The organism is Marinobacter antarcticus (assembly GCF_900142385.1).
GTDB classification, from domain to species: Bacteria; Pseudomonadota; Gammaproteobacteria; order Pseudomonadales; family Oleiphilaceae; genus Marinobacter; species Marinobacter antarcticus.
Window position 1 is genome coordinate 2,068,575 of sequence record NZ_FRAQ01000001.1, and the last position, 23,728, is coordinate 2,092,302.

The following is a 23,728-nucleotide window of genomic DNA, read 5'->3' on the forward strand; positions in this document are numbered from 1 at the left end:
GCGGAGCACTCACAGGTAGTGAATCAGGGTTTCCTGGTCGAACCTGTACTGGCGGTTATACACGCCGTTTTCTGCTCGCCGGCCGGCCGCAAGAACCATGGTTACAAGCCCTTTGCGGGGCAGGTTCAAGAGCTTCCTCACCCGGCACTCATCAAACCCCTCCATCGGGCAGGAATCGTAACCGTGGGCGCGCAGTGCCAGCATAAGGTTTTCTGCCGCCAGTGCCGTAGATTTTGTGGCCCAGACCTTCATTTCATTAACCGAGTAGGGTCCCCGGGGTACCGGGCGGGACAAACCCACGACTAGCCCCGCTGTCTTTTTGGCCACGCCCAGAAGTCCAAGCGGCCCCTGATTGTAATGAATGGGCGCGATCTTCTTGTAGTACTTCTCAACGATAGAAGGCAGCTTTTCCTCTTTTGGCCAGTTCTCCAGTGCAAGGCGAGCGTGCTTGCGCCAGGTATCCGGGCGGGCAACAATTGCGATCAGTACCGGGGCCGTGGTGGCCGCGTTCTGGCCCAGGCAGGCTTGTGCAAGCTTGCCCCGCAGCTCTGGTGTTCTGACCACAAAAAACTCCCAGGGCTGCAGATTGCTGGAGTTTGGTGCCAGTGTGGCGAGCTCCAGGCAGTCCTCCAGCACAGCGTCTGGAATGGGCTCGTCGGTGAAACGCCTTACAGAACGGCGGCTGCGAACAACCTTGCGGAATTCTTCAACATCAATCTCCGGCAGAGAAAGGGGGGCTGCTTTTGCGTTCATGATTAATCCCTGGTTATGTCGCGGTGCGGGAGCATGATGATGGCTTGCCGCATTGTTTTTTGAACTATATGGTTACGGGAAAACGCTTTTTATGCAATTGCCCGGATGACGTTGAGACAATGAAGGATTCTCTTGCCCAGCTGCCTTTTGACGAACTGGTTCGCCAGGTACGCGCCTGCACAATTTGCGCTGAGGCCTTGCCCTATGGACCACGGCCGATTGTGCAGCTGTCACAGGCGTCGCGTATTCTTGTGGTGGGTCAGGCTCCGGGAAGGCGGGTGCATGAAACGGGGCTACCATTCAATGACCCCAGTGGCGACCGTCTCCGGCAGTGGATGGGCATAACGCGGGATACGTTTTACGACGACCGCAAGCTGGCCATTCTTCCCATGGGGTTCTGTTACCCCGGTACGGGAAAATCCGGTGATTTGCCGCCGAGGCCGGAATGTGCACCCGCTTGGCGCAACGCTTTATTGGACCGCTTGCCCAATATTGGGCTTACTCTGGTGATAGGCCAGTATGCACATGCCTGGCACCTTCCGGACGGTAAGAAATCCGTTACTGAGAATGTCAGGAACTGGCGCCATTATTGGCCAGAATTACTGCCTATGCCCCATCCCAGCCCGCGCAATAATCTGTGGTTGCGCAGGAATCCCTGGTTTGAAGCTGAGGTGATTCCAGAACTTCAGGCGCGGGTTGCCAGGCTTTTGGCTGCAGAGAATGACAGGTAGTTTTCCAGTGCCAGAGTCTGTGTTTCGGATGCGTAAAGCCCCTGCTTGGTGCGACGCCAGAGTATGTCCTCTGCTGTCATTGCCCATTCCCGTGACACGAGATATTCCACCTCCTTCTGGTATAGATTGCCGGTAAAAAGAGTGCCCATATCCTCAACGGAAGTGGTGCCGTCAAGAATGTTCCTGCATGCCGTGCCATAAGTTCTTACATAACGCTGCCCAAGCTCCGGTGGCAGCCATGGAAATTCTTTTTTCAGCTCGACCTGAAGCGATGCCTTGCTGTTGAAGTTTCCGCCTGGCAGTACCGCGTTATGGGTCCAGGGAGCGCCAGCGGTAGGGAAAAACTCACAAAGTTTGTCTGTAGCCACCTCTGCAAGCTTTCGGTATGTGGTTATTTTTCCGCCGAAGATTGACATCAGTGGCGCCAGGCCGCCGTCGTCATCCAGTTCATAGGAGTAATCCCGCGAGGCTTTCTGTGCATTTTCCTCACCATCGATGAGCGGCCGTACCCCGGAATAGGACCAGACGACGTCTTCGGCGGTCATCTGGCGCCGGAAATAGGTGTTTACAATCTTCAGCAGGTAGTCGGTTTCCTCCTGCGAAATGCGGGCAAGAGACGGGTCGCCATCGTAGTCCACATCGGTTGTGCCTATCAGGGAAAACGTTTCTTCATACGGGATCACAAAGACGATGCGTTCATCTTCATTCTGCAGAATGTAGGCTTCATCGCTGTTATTCAGGCGGGGAACTACAAGATGACTGCCCTTTACCAGGCGAATCTGTTTTGGTGCGGGTGCGGCAATGGTTCCGGCAAAAAGTTTACTGGCCCAGGGGCCCGCTGCGTTGACCAGCACTTTTGCTGAGATTTTGTTTTCAACCCCTGTAACACTGTCCTGTAGTGTTATCGTCCAGGTTTTTTTCTCGCGGACAGCATTGGTGCAGCGGGTCCTGGGCTGGATTGAAGCGCCCATCTGTTCCGCTTTGCGCGCCATGAGTACAACGAGACGGGCGTCATCTACCCAGCCATCAGAATACTCGAAACCTTTAGTGATTTCGGGCTTCAGAGGGCTGTCACTGCCAAACGTGATGGATAGTGAGCCCGGCAGCAGCTCTCGCCGGGCAAGGTGGTCGTAAAGGAAAAGACCTGTGCGGATCATCCAGCCTGGGCGCAGATGGGGCTGGTGGGGCAGGCGAAAACGCATGGGCCACATGATATGAGGTGAATTCCGCAACAGAGCTTCCCGCTCTTTAAGAGCTTCCCGAACCAGCCGGAACTCATAATGTTCCAGATAGCGCAAGCCACCATGGATAAGCTTGCTGCTGTTGGACGAGGTCGCCGAGGCCAGGTCATTCATTTCGCAGAGCAGGACTTTCAGCCCCCGCCCTGCGGCGTCCATGGCAATTCCGGTGCCATTAACGCCACCACCGATAACGACAAGGTCGAACGATTGCTGCTGCAAAGAAGAATCTCCACCATAGAGTTTTTACAGCAGCCATTGTGCCTGAAATTCAGGCAATGTCGTCACAAACTCAGAGGTTTACCTGCCTCTCTGCGACGAGCTTCCCACTCTTCCCGGGTCTGGGCCGCGTTATCGCCAGACATTGACTCGACGATACTGAAGTAATCCGAGCCATACTGATCGGCCATGATAGTTTCCCGGGGTTTGATTTTAACCACATAAACAGACTGGATATTCTGGTGGTCAAAATCACGCCAGTACTGCTCATCCTTCAGGAAGGTGTACCTGTGCCCCTCGAGTGTGCGAATCACCGCCCGGGTATTGGTGGTTCCGGCGCGCTCCACGGCACTCTTGTATTGGTAAATTATGCTATAGGCAGACGCCGCAGCCGTGGATGGCCGCATTTCATAACGTTTTGAGAAGGCTTCAACGAACTCTTTACCGCGCGGATAGTTCAGTTCATAGGGCACATTCCACACCCAGGGGCTACCGCCGACAATACCCTCCATAATAGTTGGGCCAACCTGCCGGGCCATGCCCAGGGTCAGATTGGGAACAACTACCTGCATTTTTTTGGTCAGGCCCATTTCGTAAGCCACGTTAAGGGCACGAACCATGTCATCACCAAACAGAACCAGCATCAGCACTTTTGCGCCGCTTGCTTCGGCTTGGACCAGAGCGTCCTGAAAGTCGTTCACCAGCGCACGGGGAAAGGGTGTTTTTACACCGGGGTGGAGTTTTGTGTCTTCGGTGCCGGAGAATTTGCGTACCGACTCCTCAACCGACCAGCCCCATGTGTAGTCTGCAGTAATGTAGAAATAGTCTTCATCGGCGTGGTTGCGTTTCAGGTACTGGCTGAGAATCTTGGCTGTCATCCATGCATTATAGGGTTCCCGGAACATGTGACTGTGCGCCTCGCTTCCGGTGGTCGCGTTGGAGTAGGTGAGGGTACCGAAATAGATCCGGTTGCGGTCTCTGGCGGCTTTGCCAGAGGCGATGGCGACGGAGCTGGACACACCACCGAACACCATTTGAACACCTTCCTTGTCGATCATTTCTGCGGTGTTTTCTGCTCCCTTGGCGGGGTCTCCCCGAGTATTACGGATAACCAGTTCCAGTGGCTGCCCCATAACACCTCCGGCCTTGTTGATTTCATCAACTGCCAGAAAAGCACCTAGCCTTTGCTGCAGGCCCTGATCTTTGTAGCGGCCGGTCTGCGGATAGTTCAGGCCGATTTTGAGTGTTTCTGCGGTAACTGTGCTTGCGGCAAGCAAGAGCAGACAGGCAGTAAAGAGTGCTTTTCCGGGTTTCATGAAGACTCCTGCTACAGGGCACAGCTAAGTGGTTGGCACTCAAGTCAGTACTCTGAACGTTATTGATTGTTTATTATTCGGGAAGAGGGTTAGTTTCTTTTCCGGTAATGCATTCGGCAATCAGACTAAGGTGGGAATTCAGGTAAAGAATTGTACGTTTGCACCCTTGCTGGCATAAGTCATACTGCGTCTGCGCACAGAGAGCGACTGAAAAAACTGAAGAACCCAGGCCGAGGAGTCTTCCATGACCGGTAATGAAGTGCAGGACGAAACGATCACCTGGCAGACAGGCCACTGTTACCTCGGTGAAATTCTGGTCGCGCGCGCGCTCAACGGCGTTTGCGCCGTGCTACCGGGCGAGTCGCCGGAAGAGCTGGTTACGGAACTGGCCCGTCGATTCCCGGATGCCATACTCGAGCATGCAAATAATTCCCGGGCGGACTGGTTTGCCGATGTTATGAGTTATCTGATAGACAGTCGTAAGCCGCTTTCAGTGCAACTTGATCTTCGTGGTACAGACTTCCAGTGCAGGGTCTGGCGCGCGCTGCAGGAGATCCCGTCTGGCTGCTCGGCCAGCTATGGCGAGATAGCACGCCGCATGGGGATGCCGACAGCATCACGAGCTGTAGCGGGAGCATGTGCGGCCAACCCCTTGGCGGTGGTCGTGCCATGCCATCGGGTACTCCATCGTGACGGCAGTCTGTCCGGGTATCGCTGGGGTATCAAACGCAAGCAGGCGGTATTGAGTCACGAGCAAGGGTTGTCTGAGCGCTAATGGCAAAAATCAAATTCAAGAACTTCTTTGCAGGCCGTCGCCGTGTCTGTTTGCGACCTTTTGTATGGGTTCTGTTACTTGCCGTGCTGCCGCCTGTGGCTCAGGCACAATGGTACAAGTACACCGATACTGCGATGACAACACCGGTGCAGCTGGAATTCTGGTTCAGTGACCAGAGTGCTGCCGATGCGATCGCAGAAGACGTTCTGGCGGTGTTTCATCAGGTAGACCGGAACATGAGCCGATACCGTGAAGACTCCGAGCTCTCCGGCGTTAATCGACATGCAGCAGACAAACCGGTACAGGTAAGTTCCGGTCTTTTTCAGGTGCTGAAAAAAGCGGGTGAAGTGGCCGAACTCAGCGGCGGCGCCTTCGATGTGAGCTTCGGATCTGTTGGTTACCTTTATGATTATCGGGCACACCAACAGCCATCAGAAGAAGATATCCGGTCCAGGCTTAGCCATATCAATTATCAGGACATTGCCCTGGACGAGGCGGAGCACACGGTTTTTTATCGCCAGAAAGGCCTGTTGGTTGATCTGGGGGGAATTGCCAAGGGCTACGCAGTAGACCTGGGTATTGAGCGCCTTATGCTGGCGGGGGTGCGGCACGCACGACTCAGTGCCGGTGGCGATCTGCGCTTGTTGGGCGATAAGCGCGGGAGCCCCTGGCTTGTCGGTGTCCGGGACCCACGTTCCGGGGAACGCAATGCGGTTGTGCTGCCATTGGCCGATGTTGCCATATCCACCTCTGGCGATTACGAGCGCTTCTTTATCAATGACCAGGGGGAACGCGTTCATCACATCCTGTCGCCGGGTACCGGCAAATCTGTGCGCGGCGTGCAGAGCGTTACTATTATAGGAAGCAATGCACTGACAACCGACGGGCTTTCTACGGCGGTCTTTGTGCTTGGCCCCGAAAAGGGCCTGGAGATGATCGAAAGACTGCCGGGTATCGATGCGATTATTATCGATGATCAGCGGATGATGCACTTTTCAGAGGGATTGGCGCCCCCGGAATCGTGAGGCTGGTTCCGAGGGCTGAATTGCGAGAACAGTAGTTCAGGATTTTGGTGGAGCTAAGCCCCTTAGACGATATTGGGGAATGCAATCAACCGGTCCTGGCTGGCCGTATTGCCCAGGCCATGGCCGAGGAACTTTGAAGCGAAGTCACCCTGTTCACCGTGTAGCGCCATGTAGTTCAGCAAAACAGTTTGTACCAACTGATTTACGTTATTCGCTGCAGGACTTGAGGCTGTTTCTACGGATGCATCTGCACGCATGAAGCCGATCTGGTTGCGAATAGGGGTAGGGCGACCGTTAGGGTTGTAAACGAGGAAAAATGAGGCAGCCGTCTGTTGGTTGTCACCTGTCCACACGCCTTTACCCCTGCCATCCTCAGAGTCATCCAGGGTGCCATTGCTGGACACTGAGCCGTCACTGAATACATACAGCATCAGTGGCGTATTCATTCTTGCTGCATATTCGAGGCAAGCGCCCATGCAGCGGCCAGCGAGTTCATCCCTGCGCTCCCCAGTCGCACGCTCGCCGGTATGATAATCATAGCCACCCATCGTAACAGTGCCAGCGCCCGCATAGCCGTTTACAACCAGCTTCATGACAGAGGCGGTTTTTTGAAATTCACGGTTATTATTGAACTCTTCCTGGGAAAAAATGCCTGTATCGCCAACAATCTGGTCATCTTTATCCGGGTCAAGAATTGCCGGGTCACCATACTGATCAATCAAATCTGCACTCTTGGCATATCCACACCGAACCAGTTTTTTGATTTCCGTTTCTGCGCCGGAGTCGAGACCAGTGCTAACTCGATTCATTTTTGCATCGCTGATGCGTTGAACCGCCTCCATCACCGAAACTGCATCTTCCTGGTTCAGGATCGCAGTGAGATCGCCTACGTCCACTAACCCTTTCGCATCCGATGGACGATCTATTTTGGTAGGGCGCACTTTCGGATCGATCAGGCTCATTGGAGCCATGGAGTTGCCGCCTGATTGCGTACTTTGAGAGCCTATCAGGGACAGTAGAGAGCCGTCGGCACCGGCTTTATGTATTCCGTACATGGGATTATGTGGGTTGTTGCCGGTGTCGTTTTCCGAGCGCGCCGCGATGATCGCGCCATTGGTCCCGGCGCGGGTGAGGGTCCGGGTGCTTTGCTTGATTCCCCGTAAAAAACCGCTATCAGAGTGAAATGCTAGCCCCAACTCGGTGTTCACAAAGGCCGGGTCGTTGGGCAGCATATCGCCGGGCAGCCCCAGTTTGTTGTAGCCGGCGGTGCTCAGGAAATCCATCTGGCCGCCGGATTTACCCATCAGCACGTTGGAGCCGGCAATGTTGGCGCCACCAGCCAGGTCAAAGCAGATGAACGGGATTTTCCCCGCGCCGGGTCTTCCGATTTTACATTCGTCTTTCAGTTGCTGTGACAACTCCGCCGCCGCCATTCTGGGATTGGCGAACAAGCTGAACATTGAGGCGCCGACAACCGTCGCGGTGCCGGCCCTTAGACCTTGAGCAATGAATTCTCTGCGAGTCCGTGGCCGCGAGTGATTATCGTGAAGAAGAGGCTCGCCATTGGCCAGAGGCCGCTTAAGGGGTTTGCGTATAAACATGAGCGTTGTCCTCTACTGAACCAGGGTGGTGGCGCTGCCAAGAACAGCGGCACAACTTGCTTTGACAATTTGTTCGGTGCGGCCGGAGGGGCAGGTCTCTCCACCACAGAAAAGCAGTTCGTCAATCAGGATATCCAATTCTCCTTCGATCTCCTGTGCATTGGGCTGGGTCGCCAAGCTTTCGCCCACGAAACGCTGTAATAGGGGGGCGGTAATCTGACGGCGCTTCCCGACACTATCAAAAGCCGTTTCCGCAGGGTCGGAGAACTCAAAACCAGGGAAGAAAGCCTGTCTTTTCGGGATGTCTGAGACCAGCGCGTCGCAATACTGAATTGCTACCTGAGTAATCGCCATCTGATGAGAGGACAGGAAGCCTTCAATATTCTCGACGGTAGGTAGCTGCTGCTTAACAGTGGTAAAGGTTCTGACAACATCTTGTTGAGTCTTGGCAATGCCGGTCATGTGTGCCATGGACTCGTTGATCTCGTCAAAGGTTTTCAGGCCGATGTCGGACGAATCTGGCAGGTCTGGGAGTGGTGCAGGCCCGGCAATATCCGGCTCCGAACGGGAGTAGGTGGTACTGCCCAGCCGATCAAAAGTCAGGAAGAACTCGTCATTCTCCGGGCCGTTTTCCAGCGCGATGATGGTGCCTAAGCGTGATAATGGCTGGCCCGTTCCGGGTTCGTAGGTGTCGCTATCCAGAACCACATCGAGGTTTGCCCAGGCTTGGCCTACTTTGGCCTCTTTGCCGTTAATACCCAGGCGCATACCCTGGAGCGGGATGTTTGAAGGCTCGACAGTTTCATCAAGGCTGATAAAGAACGGGCTGGTGAACCTATAGCTGAAACTGTCGAACTGGCTGACCTCGAAAACGATAAAGCTCTCGTTCAGGCCAACCAGATCAGACACGCCGAACAGCAGAAAAAACTTCTGGCCAACACCGACTTCAAAATTAGCTTGTACCTGTTCCGGCGTCAGCGCCCGATTATGAATGGCGACCATGCGGATGGCGCCCTGCCAAGCGGAATTACCGTCGGTTTCGTTGCCCAGAACCAGCGCAAAACTGTCGTCCCACTCTGAGAGCAGGCCAGCATCATCCGGATCCATGTCGCCGGAGTATTGGCCATTTACGAAGATCTGTCGCCCTGAACCTGGGGAATAGTTCACGACAACGTGTTGCAGGGTGGCCTGCAGAAGTTTGTCGCCATCTTGCGTCGCGAACGGGGTGTTTTCATCGCTGGTGGTGCTGCGATGCAACACTTCATAGCGTTGCAGAGACTGGCTCAAAGTCATATTCCGAGTGGTGGCAGAGCCGGAATAGGTGACGATCCGCGCGTCTTCCTGGGTGATGTTGCCGGGGGCGACCCAGGCTTCAATTGCGTATTCCCCGGAACCTGTCAGCAGGGTATGCAGTTTGCGGCTGTCAGCGGTGGAGCCCTGGGCCTTGCCCGCCGGTACCATGCCGCTTTGGTCTGTTTGCACAGCCGGGCGCATGTCTACGCCCCAGCCACCAACCCAGTCCACGTTTCCGCTGAGAGTCAGGTTCAGGGCAGGGGATACACCGCTGGTATCGAACGCAGTCTGGCCTTCGCCAGCCTTGAACTCGTAGAGGGCGATGATGTTGTCTTCAAAACGTCCGCCGGAGTTGGCCAACAGACCATCGCCGTTCAGCACCAGTGCTTTGCTGGTGACCAGGTCCGGGTCGACCGGTTGGAGTTCCTGCAGTGCGGACAGCTCAAGGATCTTTGTTTCCATGTAAGCTGCGTCACTTTTGCAGTCAGTTGTCCAGCAATTGTGAAAGTCGAATTCCAGCCGTTCGACAAGGCGGGAATTCTTGGGCGTGGTCAGGTTAATCCGGCTCTTCGACTGCTCATACGCAGTTTCAATATTGCTGCTGGCTATATACGGTGTCTGGCCGCTGTCGGTATGGCAGTCACTGCAGAAATCCGTGAGTACCGGGTAGACAGTATTGCTGAAGTCAGTGGAGTCGCTGGGCAGGCTAACCGTATTCCCGGGGTCTTTGATGGCAGGTGCACGAAGCTCAATGGTCTTGACTGAACTTGCTGAACCACCGGCCCAGTTGGAAATATATGTGGTAAGGATGTCTGCGCAGACTGAATCACTGGTCGTCCAGCAATTGTGGCCGCCGGCAACCTTGGTAACCATCAGCGACTGGGAAGGGTCGGATAGACTTACGATCGTATTGGCTTGGGCATAGGCGGTGTTGATGTTCTGGCTGTCGACGAATGTAGGCGACTGCCCTCCGGCGCCGTGACAGGAGCCACATCGATTGTCTTGTACAAGATTGTCCCAGACACTGAGCTTGAAGTTCTGCACGTCCTCGCCAGCCGGCGTGGGCCCGCTGTAGCTCACGGATCCGGAATTAGAGGCTGTATTTGGCAATACCTCGGTAGACTCACCGCCGCAGGCGCTGAGCAGTAATGTGGTCATGATCAACGTTGCGATAGTCGCCGCTGAACGCAGACATTTTCTTTGCTTACGGATCATTGTTGTCATTGCGCTCTTACTCCCCGGCACAGTAAACGGCAGACTCGGCGAATACCTGCTTCAGGTTGAAATTTTGAGACCGAAAGCTGCTCACCATAGCATCCACTTTTGCGTAGTCATCACTGTCAGAAGGTGGCCGGAGACACACGTTTTTGAACACTTTTTTTACCTGACATTCCGCGAAAGTCTTTGAGAAGGCCAATTCCTTGCCCAGAGTTTTTGCGCCATTGCCGTAGCCGGGCGAGTTGTCACTCCAATTCCAGCCAAGACGGCGATTTACGCCCTCCCGCCAGTAGTTGTCCCACTGGTCATCAGGCGTCACATAGCCCGATTCGAAGGTGCTGGAGTTGATGAGATACTTGCCCTGAACCCTTGACTGGGTGTCCGGATCGTTGACTGTGTTGTAAACAAGCCTGCCAAGCGCACCATCCGGATCGCTGTCCGGGTTGTACTCATAATCGTAATAGGCAAAGGCCTGAGTCATCGGATCCATACCCGTATGGCAACCCACGCAGTTGTTCAGAAACACCCGGCTGTCTCCGCCGGGGCTGCGGGAAACATCCTGGCGAATCCTGTCCGGGGGCAGGGAGGTGTCCGCAACCTGCTCGAGATCGCTGCACATGTGGTTGATGAGGGTAAAGCGGAACATGGCGCGGTTGGTTCCGGCGCTGAAGAAGGCTCGGGCCGATGCACGCGAGGTGATCACACCGGCGGTGGCAGAAGAGGGCAAGCCGCTATATGCCGCCTGGCTTACGCCTTGGAAGTTTTGTTTGTCGGAGAGGTCGTACCCGAGTTCGTCGATCTTCTCGTAATGAGCGTTGCCCGTGTTGGAATAGGGCGGCAAATTGTTCCAAAGACCGATATATAGAACGTCGTCATAAAGCACCCTGCGAAAATCTGCATCATCTCGCACCAGGCCAATAACGGTGGCGGTGTAATCGTTCAGCGGCACAAAAGGCGTCATCGCCTCATTGGTCCAGGGGGCAGCGAAGTTTTTCAGCGTGACATTATAAAAAGCCGGATCTTCCATGGCGGTAAAAGCAGCATCGAGATCGTTGCCCGCTGAAATATCCTGCTCCATATCATCCAGTACCGCGGCAGACGGAGGCACACCAGCAATCCTGTCGTGAATCCGCTTGGCCTGCTCCCGCGCTCCGGCGCTGGCATTACCTGCGTAAGCAACGGTAAGCAGAATCAGGAGTGACATACTGCATGCCTTGAATGCGCTAGGTCGCATTCTTTCTGGGGCTTTCATGTCGCTGTCCTCGATGGTTTTGGCTTGAGCACAATAGGCCAATTTGACAATTGTTAATAGTTTATACTTGTTATTAACATCCAATTTGTGGGGTGTGCCACGTAATTACATTTACTTACGTAAAACCCATAGAGCTTGAAGGCACCACAGACTTAATTTATGTCATGAATTCCAACTGCCGCAGAGCATTTACACAGGGTTTTTCAGTGGAGCCAAGGCGCGTGTCTCACAAACCGAACGACATTATCAGGTCAGCACTCTGTCTTGTCCTGACCGTCGTACTTTCCGGCTGTTTATCCGGTGGCGATAGCCAGCAAGCTGACCCCGTGGTGGTTGAGAACCCGGTTGTTTATGTGAAGCGGCCATTGTTGTTCGACGACAACAGCGGGGCCCTGATTGAAGATAATCTCGCCGATCCATCGGGGTTTCGCCCGGGAGCGCGCCTGTTTCTGAAAGCCAGCGCGTCAATTGATGCGCGCGCAATTGATATCTCGTCCCGGGCATTTTCCGGCCCGGAGTTTCTGGATGATGCCGGCCGGCTTCGCTATGACGTAAAAGACCTGCACGTTTCCCACGATGGTGATCGCGTTCTGTTTGCCATGCGGGCGCCGGAAATTGAAGATGCGGATGAGGAAGATCAGCCCACCTGGAATATCTGGGAATACGATCGCTCAACGGATCTGTTACGCAGGATCATAACGTCGGATGTAACAGCTAAAGCCGGTCAGGATGTTGCGCCAGCGTATCTTCCGGATGGCCGGATTGTGTTTTCATCCACGCGGCAGCGCATCTCCAAAGCGGTTTTGCTGGACGAAGGCAAGGGCCAGTATGCCGGTCTTGATGAGAACCGGGATGTGCCCGCATTTGTGCTGCATACCATGGATGACGATGGCGAAAATATTCAGCAGATTACGTTTAACCAGAGCCACGATCTTGATCCGCTGGTCACTGATGAGGGAGCCATCGTATTCAGCCGGTGGGATAATGCAGGCCAGACCCGTAACAACGGGGTAAATCTCTACAGCGTGAATCCCGACGGAACCGGGCTTACTTATCTTTATGGCCGCAATTCCCACGACTCTGTCGTCGGAGCACGCAATGTTCAGTACCTGAAGTCCCGGAAAACAGACTCTGGAGCCCTGTTGGTTCAGTTGCGGCCCTTTGAAAGCGACGATTACGCCTCGGCTCCGGCAGAGGTTGATATCGATAACTATGTGGAAGCCGAATTGCGCATTGATGGAAGCGCCGGAACGGGTCAGCGCCCATTGATCTCCGGCATTACGCTCAACGGCGAGTTGTCACTGCAGGGCCGCTATGGCTCTATCTCACCCTTGATGGATGGTACCGGCAGATACATTGTGAGCTGGACGCCATGTCGGCTCAAAGAAGCTGCATCCAGCCGGATTGTGAACTGCACCGAGGATCGCTTGGAGTCAGACGCCTATGTTCCCGCGCCACCGGTTTATGGCCTTTGGCTTCTGGACGTCGCAGGCGGCACTCAGAGGCCCGTGGTGGAGCCTTCCGAGGGTGAGCAGTTTGATGAAGCCATGCTGATGCGTGAACGCCCGCTGGAGGGTTTTATTCCGGAGGCTCAGATTACGGGCAAAGCAGCTCAGCTGGCCGATAAAGGCTACGGTATTCTGCATATTCGTAGTGTTTATGACATGGACGGTGTGGATATCGCCCCGAATGGTATCGCAGCAACTGCAGATCCCTCGTTGACCACAGCCGCTGATCGGCCGGCGAGATTTTTGCGTCTTGAAAAGCCTGTGTCCATGCCCGGTGAGACTGTTCGGGATTTTGATAACAGTGCCTTTGGTCGCAGTCGTGGTCAGCTTATGCGGGAGATTCTGGGCTACGTGCCCGTAGAGCCCGACGGTTCGGTTAAAGTGGCTGTGCCGGCTAATGTGGCCTTTGCGGTTAGTGTGGTGGACTCTCAAGGGCGCAGAACCACCGCTCGCCATCAGAATTGGTTGTCGGTTAAGCCCGGTGAAACCCTTGAATGCCAGGGTTGCCACGAACCCGGCTCGCCGGCATCCCACGGCCGGCCCGACGCCAGCCCTGCAGCGGTATGGTCGGGTGCGAGCACAACGGGCGCACCCTTCCCGAACACAGATTCAACACTGTTCGCTGATATGGGCGAGACGATGGCCGAAGTCTATGCCCGGATAAAGGGCATCCGCGAGCCGTCGCCCGATCCGGTTTACTTTGCAGATGAATGGATCGATTTCGCCAACAGTGTTGCGGATTTGTCTCTGGCGTACGAAAACCTGGATACTCCGAAGCCGATTTCCGGTGTGTGTGAAAATGACTGGGCCGCCAACTGCCGCACGGTTATCAACTATGAGTCGAACATTCATCCGCTTTGGGCTTTAAGCCGTGAAGTTCTGGATGTTAACGATCAGGTGATTGATGATTACATGTGCACTGGCTGCCATACCAACAGCGACGCCGCTGGAGCGCCATCAGTTGCCGCTGCACAACTGGATCTCACGGACGGTCCTTCAGATGCCGAGCCATTGCACTTCAAGGCTTATCGAGAGTTGTTGTTTCCGGATAACGAACAGGAGCTCAATTCGGGTGGTGTATTGGTAGACACTATGGTTGATACGGGTGATGTTCTTAGAGATGAAAATGGAGACCCGATACTGGATGAAGTAACCGGTCTACCAACGCCCATTCTTGCGCCGGTTCCGGTCAGAGAAAGTATGTCTGTGAATGGCGCCTTGGCCAGCACCCGATTCCAGAGTGTATTTAGTTTGGGCGGAACCCATGAAGATTTTTTGTCCGCCGCTGAACTTCGCCTTATAGCCGAGTGGCTGGACATAGGCGCGCAGTACTACAACAATCCCTTCGCCGCTCCGGAATAACTGATCAGGAACCGACACCAGAACCATGCCCATTGCCATTCTGATACTGATGCTCTGTTTACCTGTTACTGCCTGGGCAGGCTGGTTGTGGGGTGAGGACGAACCCGAGCCTATGGTTCAGGTTGTTGAGCCTTTTGTTGTCTGGCGAACCGGCCCGGCGGTGGGATATCCGGTTTTTCACACTAGCGAAAAAGGTGAATGGCTGACGCTTCTGCAGCGCAAGACCGGCTGGATGAAGGTCCGGGATGAGAAAGGCCGCGAAGGCTGGGTGGCGGTGGCTGCCATTGCACAAACCCGGGATGCAACGGGTGAAGTTGTCAATCTCAGCGTGCCGGATCTGGAATCGTTCAGCGACAGGAATGTTGAAGTCGGGATCATGATGGGTGAGTTCGAAGGTGCCCCAGTAACCTCAGGCTACGGAGGTTACTGGTTTACGCCCAACCTGGCAGCGGAACTGTGGGGCTCGCAAGTGCTGGGCAGCGCCTCGGAAATACTCATGGTGAACGCCAATATTGTGCATCAGCCGTTTCCTCACTGGCGGGTTTCACCTTTTTTCACCCTTGGGGTAGGCCATATATGGGTGAATCCGAAAACAACGCTGGCGCAGCCAGAGGAACGTGATAACCCTATCGGCCATGCCGGGTTAGGGCTTCGTGTTTATATTACCGATCGCTATTTTATCCGGGCCGAGTTCAAGGACTACAAAGTCTTTACCAGCCGAGCAACCAACGAAGAAGCGACAGAATGGAAAATCGGACTAAGTATCTTTTTCTGACCGGGTTCTGCCTGGCACAAGTAATGGCTTTTACGCCCCAGGTGTTCGCGGCTGAAGAAGCTGAGCGCGACGACCGGCCTCTGATCGAACCGGATGTGAAGCCGGTGCCGGTTGATGAAGCGCTGATTGATACAGAGAACTTCGAGGTCGGAGCCTTTGTGGGTGTGCTCAATATTGAAGACTTTGAGTCGTCACTTGTGTACGGCGGCAAGCTCACATACCACCTGAGCGAGTCGTTCTTTTTCGAGGCCGGAATAGGCTTTGCGGAGGGTGGCGAAACCAGTTTTGAAAATCTGGCGGGCAACGTGCAAGTGCTGACCGACAGTGAGCGTGAGTATCGCTATTACAACATCAACCTGGGCTATAACGTTCTGCCCGGTCAGGCGTTTCTTACCGAGAACTACGCATTCAACACCAACTTCTATCTGATTGCCGGAGCCGGTGCCACGGACTTTGGCGGCGATACCCGTTTCACCCTCAACGCCGGAGCTGGCTATCAGATTCTACTGACAGACAGCCTTGCGATACATCTGGGTGTGCGCCAGCACTACTACCGCATTGATGTAGTAGGTGCGGAGAAGACGTCAATGAACACCGAAATCAGTTCCGGACTGTCGGTCTTTTTCTGAACACAGGAGCTTTTGAAATGAAAAACCCGGTTACCACCATGGCATTAGCGATCGCTTTTTCCGGCGCTGCGCTCACGGTACAGGCGGAAGCCATTAACGTTGCGGCTCCGGATTTCACTCTGGAAAGTCGTTCCGGAGACAACATCCGGCTTGAAGATCATCGCGGCGAAGTGGTCATGCTGAACTTCTGGGCGTCATGGTGCGGGCCGTGTCGGCAGGAAATGCCCCTGATGGACGATATCTACAGTCGTTATCAGGATCTGGGCTTTACCATTCTTGCAGTGAATGTCGACGAGAATCGTGACGAGGCTTTGCGTTTCCTGGACAAGGTGCCGGTGAGCTATCCGGTTCTGTACGACCCTGAAAGCTCGGTGAGCGAGCTTTACGAAGTGCCGGCCATGCCGACAACAGTGATGATCGATCGCGATGGCAATGCTCGTTACATTCATTATGGCTACAAGCCCGGCTACGAAACCGAATATGAAACCCAGATCAGAGAGCTGGTGCGAGAGTGATTACGGGGCAGGCAAGCGTTATGCACAAATTAACCATTACCATGCCTTTGTTCCTGGCGCTGCTGGTGTCGGCAACTGCCGGCTGCAGCTCTGTAAAACCCTGGGTAAAACCTTATGAGCGGGATCGTCTGGCTGATCCGATCATGAGCCTTAGCCGCCACGGCAAGGCAGATTCGTACATGCACCACGTTTATCAATCCCGGGAATCCGCCCGTGGAGCGGAAGGCGGCGCGGGAGGTGGTTGTGGATGTAACTGATCGCCGCCGGCTAGCCCGGATGCTGTGGGCTTTTCTCACAATGATGGTTTCGTGCTCGTTCGCCCAGGCTGCAACCCTGCCGGTTGATAGCGTGGATGTACTTTATCATCGTTACGATGGTGGCGGCATGGTGATCGACGGCCCTGTAGTGCTGGCGCGTAAGAGCGTCGGGCCCCAGGTATCGGTTTCGGGGCAGTATTACGTGGATATGGTCTCGGCAGCTTCTGTAGACGTATTGGCAACCGCAAGTGCCTATACCGAAGAGCGCACCGAATACACGGTTGGTGTCGATTATCTCTATGAGCGCGCGATTATGAGCCTGGGTTTCACCAACAGCTCTGAAAACGACTACGAAGCCAATACCGTGTACTTCACCGTCAGCCAGGATTTCTTTGGTGGTATGTCCACGGTCACCCTCGGTTATGCGGGTGGTTGGGATGAGGTCGGCAAGATTGGCAATGACAACTTCAGTGAAGACGCCGACCGCCGTAACTTTCAGTTGGGCCTTAGTCAGGTGCTTACCCGCAATATGCTCGTCGGGCTTGATCTGGAAGTGGTTACGGATGAGGGCTTTCTGCAGAATCCATATCGCCAGAACCGTTATCTGGATCCTGACGATGCGACTTCGTTTCTCTATCAGCCGGAGCGCTATCCGGAAACCCGAACCAGCACGTCAGTGGCTGCCCGGGCTATTTATCACCTGCCATACCGCGCCTCCATTCGCGGTGAATACCGGCATTTCAGTGACACCTGGGGCATTAACGCACAAACCGTAGAGCTGGGCTATGTGCACGCTCTGAATGAGCGTTGGACGCTCGAAGGCTCCGTTCGCTATTACCGTCAGAGTGAGGCGGATTTCTACAGCGACCTTTTCCCCTATGAAAACTCACAGACGCATCTGGCAAGAGACAAGGAAATGAGCTCCCTTTCGGGCACGACTCTCGGGACTGGCGCAGTCTATGAGTGGAAGCAGACCTCCTTGCCCGGCATCAAACGAGTGCAATTCAGCCTTTTGCTGGACTGGCTGAACTTTGATTATGACAACTTCCGGGATGTTACGGCTTCGGGCAGCTATCTGCCGGGCGAAGAGCCGCTTTATTCATTCGATGCGCTGGTTACCAGGGCATCAGTGATTCTCGAATACTGAGTTTGCAGGAAACCTGACTATGACGGATTCATTAAAAACCCTGTTGGCTGGGGCACTTGCAGCACTGATCCTGTTTATGAGCGCTGCGGTGCTCGCAGAGCCGGACGCGGCGCAGGAAGCTGCACAGGACAGTAAAGCCGTTGCGGAGCGCGTTGAGGATCTGAAGAAGAAAGTCATCCGCCTTAACCGGGATCTCTTCATTCTGGAAGAAGATTTGCTGTTCCCTGCCAGCACGCAATTTGCGGTTTTCCTCAGCGTCGATTCGGGTGAATTCCTTAAGGTGGATGCGGTGAAGCTGAAGGTTGACGGCGATATTGTTGCATCTCATCTTTATACGGATCGTCAGGTCACGGCCCTTGAGCGCGGCGGCATGCAGCGATTGTTTATCGGCAATCTGAAAACCGGTACTCACGAGGTAACGGCTTTTGTAGAAGGTATCGGCCCGGACAACCGCGCCTACAAGCAGGCAGCAACCCTGGCTTTTGAGAAAGGCACGGAGACGGCTGCCCTGGAAATCCGCATTCAGGATCGCTCCTCGGATTATCAGCCCATGGTCTCCATTGTGGAGTGGGAGTGACACGACCTGTGGCATTCATCTCAAGGGTATTTCATTCCGGGTTGACGGCGCGTTTGGCAGCTGTAGCTGTGCTCTTGCTCGGTTCGCCGGCAGTGGTCGCTGACGAAGCACCGGAGAGGGCCAAGGATCCCGTGTATGGCTGGGTACTATACAACTACTACCTGGGCGAGTCCTTTGATGCACTGACATTGCTCGATGTGGCCCGTGAGCGTGGCGGCATCAGCGGGCACGGTGCCTATCCGGAGCTGGTCGAAGGCGGGCTTATGCTCTCCTACGGCATGACCCGCGAAGCCCGTGATCTGTTCACGCGATTGCTCGAAGAGACGAACGCCAGCGATAGCGATGACTCAGATAGCAAAAGCCCGCGCATAAAACTGTCGCCGGAAGTACGCAGTCAAGCCTGGTTTTATCTGGGTAAGGTGTTTTATCTCGAGGGTGATTACGGTCTGGCCTATGAAAACCTTCAGCGGGTTAACGCAGATGTGCTGGAAGAGAGTGATTCAGGGCTTTACGCGGAATGGCTTTATCTGAGGGCCCAGCTGGCCATGACATCCGACGCCTTTGGTGGCAAAGCGGGTGATGAAGCTCTGACTGAAAGCCTGCGTAAATGGCTGAGGCAATCTGGCCCGTGGGCATATTACCTGAGCTACAACATGGCCATGGCCGAGATCGCCGCAGGAGATTTCACGGGCGCGCAGCAAAGCTTGCGTGCGCTCATTGCCGATATGGAAGACGAGACGCCAAAGGAAAACCGGATTTCCGAGCACCGTGCGTTGCTGGATAAAAGCCGGTTATCCCTCGCCCGGTTATATCTGAGAGACGCCCGGTTTGATGATGCATTAACACTGCTGGGTGCCATGCCCCTGGACGGTGTGTTTTCCGATCGAGCGCTATTTGACTATGCTGTCGCGGCGGCTGGCGAGGGCCAGATGCAACGGGCTCTGGATGCGCTTGATGCCCTGTCTCAGCGTACCCTGTTTTTAGCCTGGAGAGAGCAGGTTCCCTATGCCCGGGGTTATGTGCTCGAGCAGATGAATCAACCCCGCAGGGCGCTAGACGCGTTTACCCAGGCTGCCGAACATTACGAAACCCGGGGTGAGGAGCTGATCACAGCACGGCAGGCACTCACCGAAGAGAATTTGATGGCGCGGTTGAACTTTCTCCGCGACAGCGATGACATTGTCACCGATGCCTACGGCCGCCTCCGGGTGACGCCCACAGATTTCGGGCTTTCAGACGTGCTGGCAACGGAACCCTTCCAGCAAGCCCTGGGGGAACTGCACGAACTCTACCGGATGCAGGCTTTGCTGATGCAGAGGGAAGAACAGCTCAGCACTTTTGAAACCATGCTGGAAACACGACGCATACAGCGGGAGCAACGAAGCCGCGAGGCCCGCTTTGAGCTTGAACAGCAGCAGGCGGACGAGTGGGCGGAAGTACACAAATCGTTTCGTATGGAGATTGAAGCGGCCCTTGCCAGAGAAAATGCCGAATTCTTCATGACGACTGAGCAGAAAGCCCTGAAAACGCGGCTAGATAACATTGCGGCCAAGCTCGCACAGCTCCCCGATGATAAGAGTACTGCCAGCCAGCGGGAAAACTATCAGCGAATGAGAGCTTACTTCGACTGGACAGTGGCGAACGACTATGGCGTTAACCGCTGGGCCGCCCAGAAGCAGTTGCGCGAGTTGGACAGGGAAATGGAACAGTTCCGGAGTCAAAGAGCAGCCATGGAAACCCTGATGGCAGGGGACAGTGAGCATAGCGTGCTGGCCGGACGGCTTGCCCGCAACGCCGCGGAGCTTCAGGAGCTGAAAATTCAGGTACAAGGTGCATTAGGCCAGGCACGACGCATTCTCATGGGCCGGCTGGATCAGGCCCTCCAACAACAAAACAGAGAGCTACGGCGGTACCTGTTGGCATCCCGCCATGCCCAGGCGCGGCTGGCGGATCAGCTGTTTCGGGCAGATCGGAATGCGGAGGCTGACAATGAATAAATGGCCTCTTGAAAGACTCCCTCAGGGGCGGCGTTCTGCTTTGCGCATAGCGAGAGCACTTGTGCCGGTGGTTTCTGCGTTGCTGGTCACTGGGTGCCAGACGTTGTGGTGGGGGCCGGGCGACGACGAAATGCCGGCGGCCCGTCCCGGAACCCTGGCGTCTTTAAGCCCTGTAAGCACGTCACGCGCGGCAGATCTTGCCGTGGTGGAGAACAAGCGTGTTGAAACCGCAGAGGACACCGTTTCTCTTGAGTCAGTGATGCGCAGTTATCGGGATTTACTGCCGCTGGTAGATGACCCCGTCAAGCAGGTCACCATCCGGCACAGGCTCGCGGATCTCGAGTTCGCGCGGGCCGAACGTATAATGACAGACACCGCAGAAGACGATCTGTCCGGAGCAATTGCCGCTTATACCAACCTGTTGGCAGAATATCCTGAGCGTACAGGCAACGATCAGATTTACTATCAGCTGGCCCGAGCCTGGGGCCTGCGCGGCATGACCGGCAAGCAGCTGGAATCCCTGGACACACTGGTAACAACCTATCCCGATTCAGATTACTGGGTAGAAGCCCAGTTCCGACGCGCGGATATCCTGTTCATCAACGGCCGCTATTCTGAAGCGGAACAGGCGTTTGATGAGGTTACCCTTGCAAGTAGCGAACAAAGCGGCGATCCATCCTTCTTGATGAACGCCCACTACATGAAGGGCTGGAGCCAGTTCAAGCAGGGAAGTTACCAGCAGGCTCTGCTCAGCTACGTCGAAGTGCTGGATCTGATTATGCCGGGTGAGCAGGCTACAGAAGCGCCGGACCAGCGTTATCAGACGCTTACTGAAGATCTGTTCAGGGTTGTCGGTCTTTCGCTGTCCTACCTTGATGGCGCTGAGACCCTGCAAGCCCTGTTCCGGCAGACGGGCAGCCGGCCCTATGAAATTCTCGTTTACGATCGCTACAGTAAATTACTGATTGAGCGTGAACGCTACAGCGACGCTGTCGATGTGTTCGAGGCGTATATTGACGAGCATCCGGAAAGCCCCTGGGCGCCGCGTTATCACATGCGGATAATCGATACGCTGGAACTGGCTGGCTTTAATAAAGCCATTCCCGATCGCAAGGCCGAGTTCATCAAACGTTACGGCATCTACAGTGACTACTGGCCTGAGACCGATCCCGAAACTCTGGCGTACATCGAAAACCAGCTCGAAATCCTGCTACCAGAGCTGGCCGACCGTCATTATTTACTGGCTGGCGAAGCCAAAAAGCAGAGACAGCGTGCCTCAGATCGACAGCCTGACAGCCGCGTGCAAAGTCCCGGAGCGGACGAGCACTATCGCCAGGCCGCCGCTTATTATGCCGAATTTGCAGCCACCTTCCCGGATCATCCCCGCACGCCAGAGCGCTTGTTCCTGCTGGCGGAAACCTATCTGGAGCTGCAGGAGTGGCCGGACGCCATTCAGGCATTTGAGCGCGTTGCTTATGACTTTCCGGCTGCCGGCAAGGTACAGGAACGCGCGGCAGAAGCAGGGTATGCCTCTGTTCTGGCATTCCGTGAGTACTCGCGAACCTGGATGAATGAAACAAACACCGATCTGTTCGCCTTGCAGGAAATGCAACAGCTCAATCGCCTGAGATTCGTGAATGCCTTCCCGCAAGATTTCCGCGCTCCGGGTGTGTATTACATCGCTCTGCAGCGGGAATTTGATCAGCAGAACCTTGAAGAAGTCATTCCCATGGCCGCTCGCCTGGCCGCCTGGCAGCCGGCTGCAGACCCCGCTCTGGTTACCGAGGCGCTGCTGATGGCAGGGCATAGTCTGTTCGAGCTTGCGCGTTATGGCGAAGCCGAGCAATCCTATGGTGATGCGCTTGCTATGATGTCCCAGGAAGACGAGCGACGGCCCGGCATACAGGAAAACATGGCTGCGTCTGTATTCCGCCAGGCGGAGCAGCTGGCAGAGGCTGGCAATGTTGATGCGGCAGTCAGCGAGTATTTGCGGGTAGGGGCGGTGGCGCCTGCATCCACGCTGCACGCTAACGCGCAATATGACGCAGCATCCCTGCTTGTAAACGCAGCGCGATGGGACGAGGCCATTGATGTGCTGAATGGCTACCGCTCTCGTTTCCCGGAGCATGAACTGGTTAATACCGTGCCGGCAAAGCTTGCATTCGCCTATCGGGAAACCGGGCAGTGGGAGAAAGCCGGTGATGAGCTGAACCTCATGGTTGCTATGGCGACCACGCCAGAAGAGCGCCGGGAGAACCTGCAGATTGCAGCTGAACTCTACGACCAGGCCGGAAACGATGACAAGGCGATTGATGCCTGGCGTCAATACGCCAATAGCCATCCAGAGCCTGCCGCCAATTATATGGAAGCCGCTAACCGGCTGGCGGAGCTTTACGAATCCCGTGGCGACCGTGAGCGTCGTGATTTCTGGCTTAACAGGCAGATGGAGAAGGTGGATCAGAACCCGGAAGCTGCAGATGAACGCATGCGCTATCTGGCTGCGTCTGCCTCTGCCACCCTTGCTCGCGAGGCGCTGGCTTACTACGACAGTATCCGCCTGACGTTGCCGCTGAATGAGAGCATGGTCGCTAAAACAAACGCACTTGAAGATGCTGTGCAGGCCTACCAGACAACGGCGGGATACGGGCTATCGTCGTTTTCCACAGAAGCAGGCTATCAGATTGCCCATATCTACAGCCGCCTTGGTGCCGACCTGATGGACTCCGAGCGTCCGGAGGGGCTCAGTCAACTGGAACTGTCCCAGTATGAGTTGCTGTTGGAAGAACAGGCTTATCCATTCGAAGACAGCGCCATTGATATCCACGAACAGAATATCCGTCGTGCCCGCGAAGGCATCTTCGATGAGTGGGTAAAGCGCAGTTATGAGTCGTTGCGACGTTTGCTACCCGGCCGCTACAACAAACCCGAAGTCACAGCCGGAGCGGTTCATGATCTGGGATAAAAAACTCAATGCAGTGGTTCTGGGACTTTTGCTTTTGTCCGGTTGCGCGCTGGGGCCTGAACGCGCGGCTGCACCCGATGAGACGGCTACAGCCACCGGGGAATCGGAAGTGCTTCTGCAGGAGGCCTTTGCCGAAGCGGTTGTGTTAATGGAAAACGGCGACACAGATGAGGCCAGGCGCCGCTTTGAACAGATGGCCTTGCAGCATCCGCAACGCACAGGCCCCTTGGTCAATCTGGGCGTACTGGCGTTTCAGACGGGTGAAACCGAGCTCGCCCAGGCCCGGTTCAAGGAGGTGCTTGCCCTGAACCCGGAGCATCCGGTTGCGCTTAACCATCTTGGTGTTATCGCTCGCAATGCTGGCGACTTTCCAACCGCTGAGCAGCGTTACCGTGAAGCCCTTGCTGCGAATCCGGAATACTTGCCGGCACTGCTCAATCTGGCGTTCCTGCTGGATATTTATCTGGGTGAGCCCGGGCAGGCTCTGCCATTGTACGAACAGTACAAGGCGCTTGCCACCGAGCCCGACCCGAAACTGGAAGACTGGATATTCGATGCGAAAAACAGAATCTGATATG

19 protein-coding genes are annotated in these 23,728 nt (G+C 55.2%); 13 read left to right on the plus strand and 6 right to left on the minus strand.

The features are described 5' to 3' along the window. Positions 1-9: 9 nt before the first annotated feature. Entirely contained in the window at positions 10-753 is a 744-nt protein-coding gene (locus tag BUA49_RS09700) for a nitroreductase family protein (protein ID WP_072796943.1), read from the minus strand. Positions 754-872: 119 nt separating this feature from the next. Here BUA49_RS09700 and BUA49_RS09705 point away from each other — a divergent pair, with 119 nt between their 5' ends. Beyond that, complete coding sequence (locus tag BUA49_RS09705) at positions 873-1,484, plus strand: uracil-DNA glycosylase family protein (RefSeq protein ID WP_072796944.1); 612 nt, start codon at positions 873-875, stop codon at positions 1,482-1,484. Here BUA49_RS09705 and glpD read toward each other — a convergent pair. Further along, a complete protein-coding gene (gene glpD, locus BUA49_RS09710) occupies positions 1,439-2,944 on the minus strand; it encodes a glycerol-3-phosphate dehydrogenase (RefSeq protein WP_072796945.1) in 1,506 nt (501 codons plus the stop codon). The genes BUA49_RS09705 and glpD overlap by 46 nt on opposite strands. 62 nt (positions 2,945-3,006) lie before the next feature. Continuing rightward, the gene (locus BUA49_RS09715; protein ID WP_072796946.1) at positions 3,007-4,257 is read right to left on the minus strand and encodes a substrate-binding protein; all 1,251 of its coding nucleotides are present in this window, start codon (positions 4,255-4,257) and stop codon (positions 3,007-3,009) included. Positions 4,258-4,501: 244 nt separating this feature from the next. On the opposite strand from BUA49_RS09715, the gene BUA49_RS09720 reads away from it, so the two are divergent. Then, positions 4,502-5,032: a methylated-DNA--[protein]-cysteine S-methyltransferase gene (locus BUA49_RS09720; RefSeq protein ID WP_072796947.1), complete on the plus strand. Its 531-nt coding sequence runs from the start codon at positions 4,502-4,504 to the stop codon at positions 5,030-5,032. Next, the gene (locus tag BUA49_RS09725; RefSeq protein ID WP_228704442.1) at positions 5,032-6,057 is read left to right on the plus strand and encodes an FAD:protein FMN transferase; all 1,026 of its coding nucleotides are present in this window, start codon (positions 5,032-5,034) and stop codon (positions 6,055-6,057) included. The genes BUA49_RS09720 and BUA49_RS09725 overlap by 1 nt, the downstream gene beginning before the upstream one ends. 62 nt (positions 6,058-6,119) lie before the next feature. On the opposite strand, the gene BUA49_RS09730 is transcribed toward BUA49_RS09725, so the two are convergent. Genes BUA49_RS09730 through BUA49_RS09740 form a run of 3 tightly spaced genes read right to left on the minus strand, consistent with a single transcriptional unit; the run spans position 6,120 to position 11,373 of the window. After that, a complete protein-coding gene (locus BUA49_RS09730; protein ID WP_072796948.1) occupies positions 6,120-7,658 on the minus strand; it encodes a general secretion pathway protein GspF in 1,539 nt (512 codons plus the stop codon). A gap of 12 nt (positions 7,659-7,670) precedes the next feature. Beyond that, the gene (locus tag BUA49_RS09735; protein WP_228704443.1) at positions 7,671-10,175 is read right to left on the minus strand and encodes a LamG domain-containing protein; all 2,505 of its coding nucleotides are present in this window, start codon (positions 10,173-10,175) and stop codon (positions 7,671-7,673) included. A gap of 7 nt (positions 10,176-10,182) precedes the next feature. Then, the gene (locus tag BUA49_RS09740) at positions 10,183-11,373 is read right to left on the minus strand and encodes a hypothetical protein (protein ID WP_228704444.1); all 1,191 of its coding nucleotides are present in this window, start codon (positions 11,371-11,373) and stop codon (positions 10,183-10,185) included. A gap of 269 nt (positions 11,374-11,642) precedes the next feature. On the opposite strand from BUA49_RS09740, the gene BUA49_RS09745 reads away from it, so the two are divergent. From BUA49_RS09745 to BUA49_RS09790, 10 genes are read left to right on the plus strand one after another with little or no spacing between them, the layout of a single operon-like run. Next, on the plus strand, positions 11,643-14,291 hold the full coding sequence (locus tag BUA49_RS09745; protein ID WP_072797810.1) for an HzsA-related protein: 2,649 nt from the start codon (positions 11,643-11,645) through the stop codon (positions 14,289-14,291). Between the two features lie 25 nt (positions 14,292-14,316). Further along, entirely contained in the window at positions 14,317-15,066 is a 750-nt protein-coding gene (locus tag BUA49_RS09750; protein ID WP_072797812.1) for an SH3 domain-containing protein, read from the plus strand. Beyond that, positions 15,036-15,695: an outer membrane beta-barrel domain-containing protein gene (locus tag BUA49_RS09755; RefSeq protein ID WP_072796950.1), complete on the plus strand. Its 660-nt coding sequence runs from the start codon at positions 15,036-15,038 to the stop codon at positions 15,693-15,695. Before BUA49_RS09750 ends, BUA49_RS09755 begins: the two co-directional genes overlap by 31 nt. 38 nt (positions 15,696-15,733) lie before the next feature. Continuing rightward, positions 15,734-16,210 (plus strand): TlpA disulfide reductase family protein, encoded by a 477-nt coding sequence (locus BUA49_RS09760; RefSeq protein WP_407656692.1) that lies wholly within the window; start codon positions 15,734-15,736, stop codon positions 16,208-16,210. 20 nt (positions 16,211-16,230) lie between these two features. Further along, positions 16,231-16,467 carry a DUF4266 domain-containing protein gene (locus BUA49_RS09765; protein WP_072796952.1) on the plus strand — a complete coding sequence of 79 codons (237 nt, stop codon included), beginning with the start codon at positions 16,231-16,233 and terminating at the stop codon, positions 16,465-16,467. Then, positions 16,454-17,614: a DUF3570 domain-containing protein gene (locus BUA49_RS09770; protein WP_407656673.1), complete on the plus strand. Its 1,161-nt coding sequence runs from the start codon at positions 16,454-16,456 to the stop codon at positions 17,612-17,614. Before BUA49_RS09765 ends, BUA49_RS09770 begins: the two co-directional genes overlap by 14 nt. Before the next feature lie 19 nt (positions 17,615-17,633). Beyond that, positions 17,634-18,191, plus strand: a complete 558-nt coding sequence (locus tag BUA49_RS09775) for an AraC family transcriptional regulator (RefSeq protein ID WP_072796953.1) — start codon at positions 17,634-17,636, stop codon at positions 18,189-18,191. Continuing rightward, positions 18,188-20,188, plus strand: coding sequence for a coiled-coil domain-containing protein (locus BUA49_RS09780; RefSeq protein ID WP_228704445.1), 2,001 nt, complete (start codon positions 18,188-18,190; stop codon positions 20,186-20,188). Before BUA49_RS09775 ends, BUA49_RS09780 begins: the two co-directional genes overlap by 4 nt. Further along, positions 20,181-23,150 carry a tetratricopeptide repeat protein gene (locus BUA49_RS09785; RefSeq protein ID WP_139248757.1) on the plus strand — a complete coding sequence of 990 codons (2,970 nt, stop codon included), beginning with the start codon at positions 20,181-20,183 and terminating at the stop codon, positions 23,148-23,150. The genes BUA49_RS09780 and BUA49_RS09785 overlap by 8 nt, the downstream gene beginning before the upstream one ends. Further along, on the plus strand, positions 23,137-23,724 hold the full coding sequence (locus tag BUA49_RS09790; RefSeq protein ID WP_084063528.1) for a tetratricopeptide repeat protein: 588 nt from the start codon (positions 23,137-23,139) through the stop codon (positions 23,722-23,724). Before BUA49_RS09785 ends, BUA49_RS09790 begins: the two co-directional genes overlap by 14 nt. Positions 23,725-23,728: the final 4 nt, after the last annotated feature.

What these genes read in the sequence shown, in the direction of transcription:
- BUA49_RS09775 (WP_072796953.1), top strand. Translation starts at nt 17,634, where the DNA reads ATGACGGATTCATTAAAAACCCTGTTGGCTGGGGCACTTGCAGCACTG.
- BUA49_RS09755 (WP_072796950.1), top strand. Translation starts at nt 15,036, where the DNA reads ATGGAAAATCGGACTAAGTATCTTTTTCTGACCGGGTTCTGCCTGGCA.
- BUA49_RS09730 (WP_072796948.1), bottom strand. Translation starts at nt 7,658, where the DNA reads ATGTTTATACGCAAACCCCTTAAGCGGCCTCTGGCCAATGGCGAGCCT.
- BUA49_RS09705 (WP_072796944.1), top strand. Translation starts at nt 873, where the DNA reads ATGAAGGATTCTCTTGCCCAGCTGCCTTTTGACGAACTGGTTCGCCAG.
- BUA49_RS09725 (WP_228704442.1), top strand. Translation starts at nt 5,032, where the DNA reads ATGGCAAAAATCAAATTCAAGAACTTCTTTGCAGGCCGTCGCCGTGTC.
- BUA49_RS09700 (WP_072796943.1), bottom strand. Translation starts at nt 753, where the DNA reads ATGAACGCAAAAGCAGCCCCCCTTTCTCTGCCGGAGATTGATGTTGAA.
- BUA49_RS09715 (WP_072796946.1), bottom strand. Translation starts at nt 4,257, where the DNA reads ATGAAACCCGGAAAAGCACTCTTTACTGCCTGTCTGCTCTTGCTTGCC.
- BUA49_RS09750 (WP_072797812.1), top strand. Translation starts at nt 14,317, where the DNA reads ATGCCCATTGCCATTCTGATACTGATGCTCTGTTTACCTGTTACTGCC.
- BUA49_RS09760 (WP_407656692.1), top strand. Translation starts at nt 15,734, where the DNA reads ATGGCATTAGCGATCGCTTTTTCCGGCGCTGCGCTCACGGTACAGGCG.
- BUA49_RS09740 (WP_228704444.1), bottom strand. Translation starts at nt 11,373, where the DNA reads ATGTCACTCCTGATTCTGCTTACCGTTGCTTACGCAGGTAATGCCAGC.
- BUA49_RS09720 (WP_072796947.1), top strand. Translation starts at nt 4,502, where the DNA reads ATGACCGGTAATGAAGTGCAGGACGAAACGATCACCTGGCAGACAGGC.
- BUA49_RS09765 (WP_072796952.1), top strand. Translation starts at nt 16,231, where the DNA reads ATGCACAAATTAACCATTACCATGCCTTTGTTCCTGGCGCTGCTGGTG.
- BUA49_RS09735 (WP_228704443.1), bottom strand. Translation starts at nt 10,175, where the DNA reads ATGACAACAATGATCCGTAAGCAAAGAAAATGTCTGCGTTCAGCGGCG.
- BUA49_RS09790 (WP_084063528.1), top strand. Translation starts at nt 23,137, where the DNA reads ATGATCTGGGATAAAAAACTCAATGCAGTGGTTCTGGGACTTTTGCTT.
- BUA49_RS09785 (WP_139248757.1), top strand. Translation starts at nt 20,181, where the DNA reads ATGAATAAATGGCCTCTTGAAAGACTCCCTCAGGGGCGGCGTTCTGCT.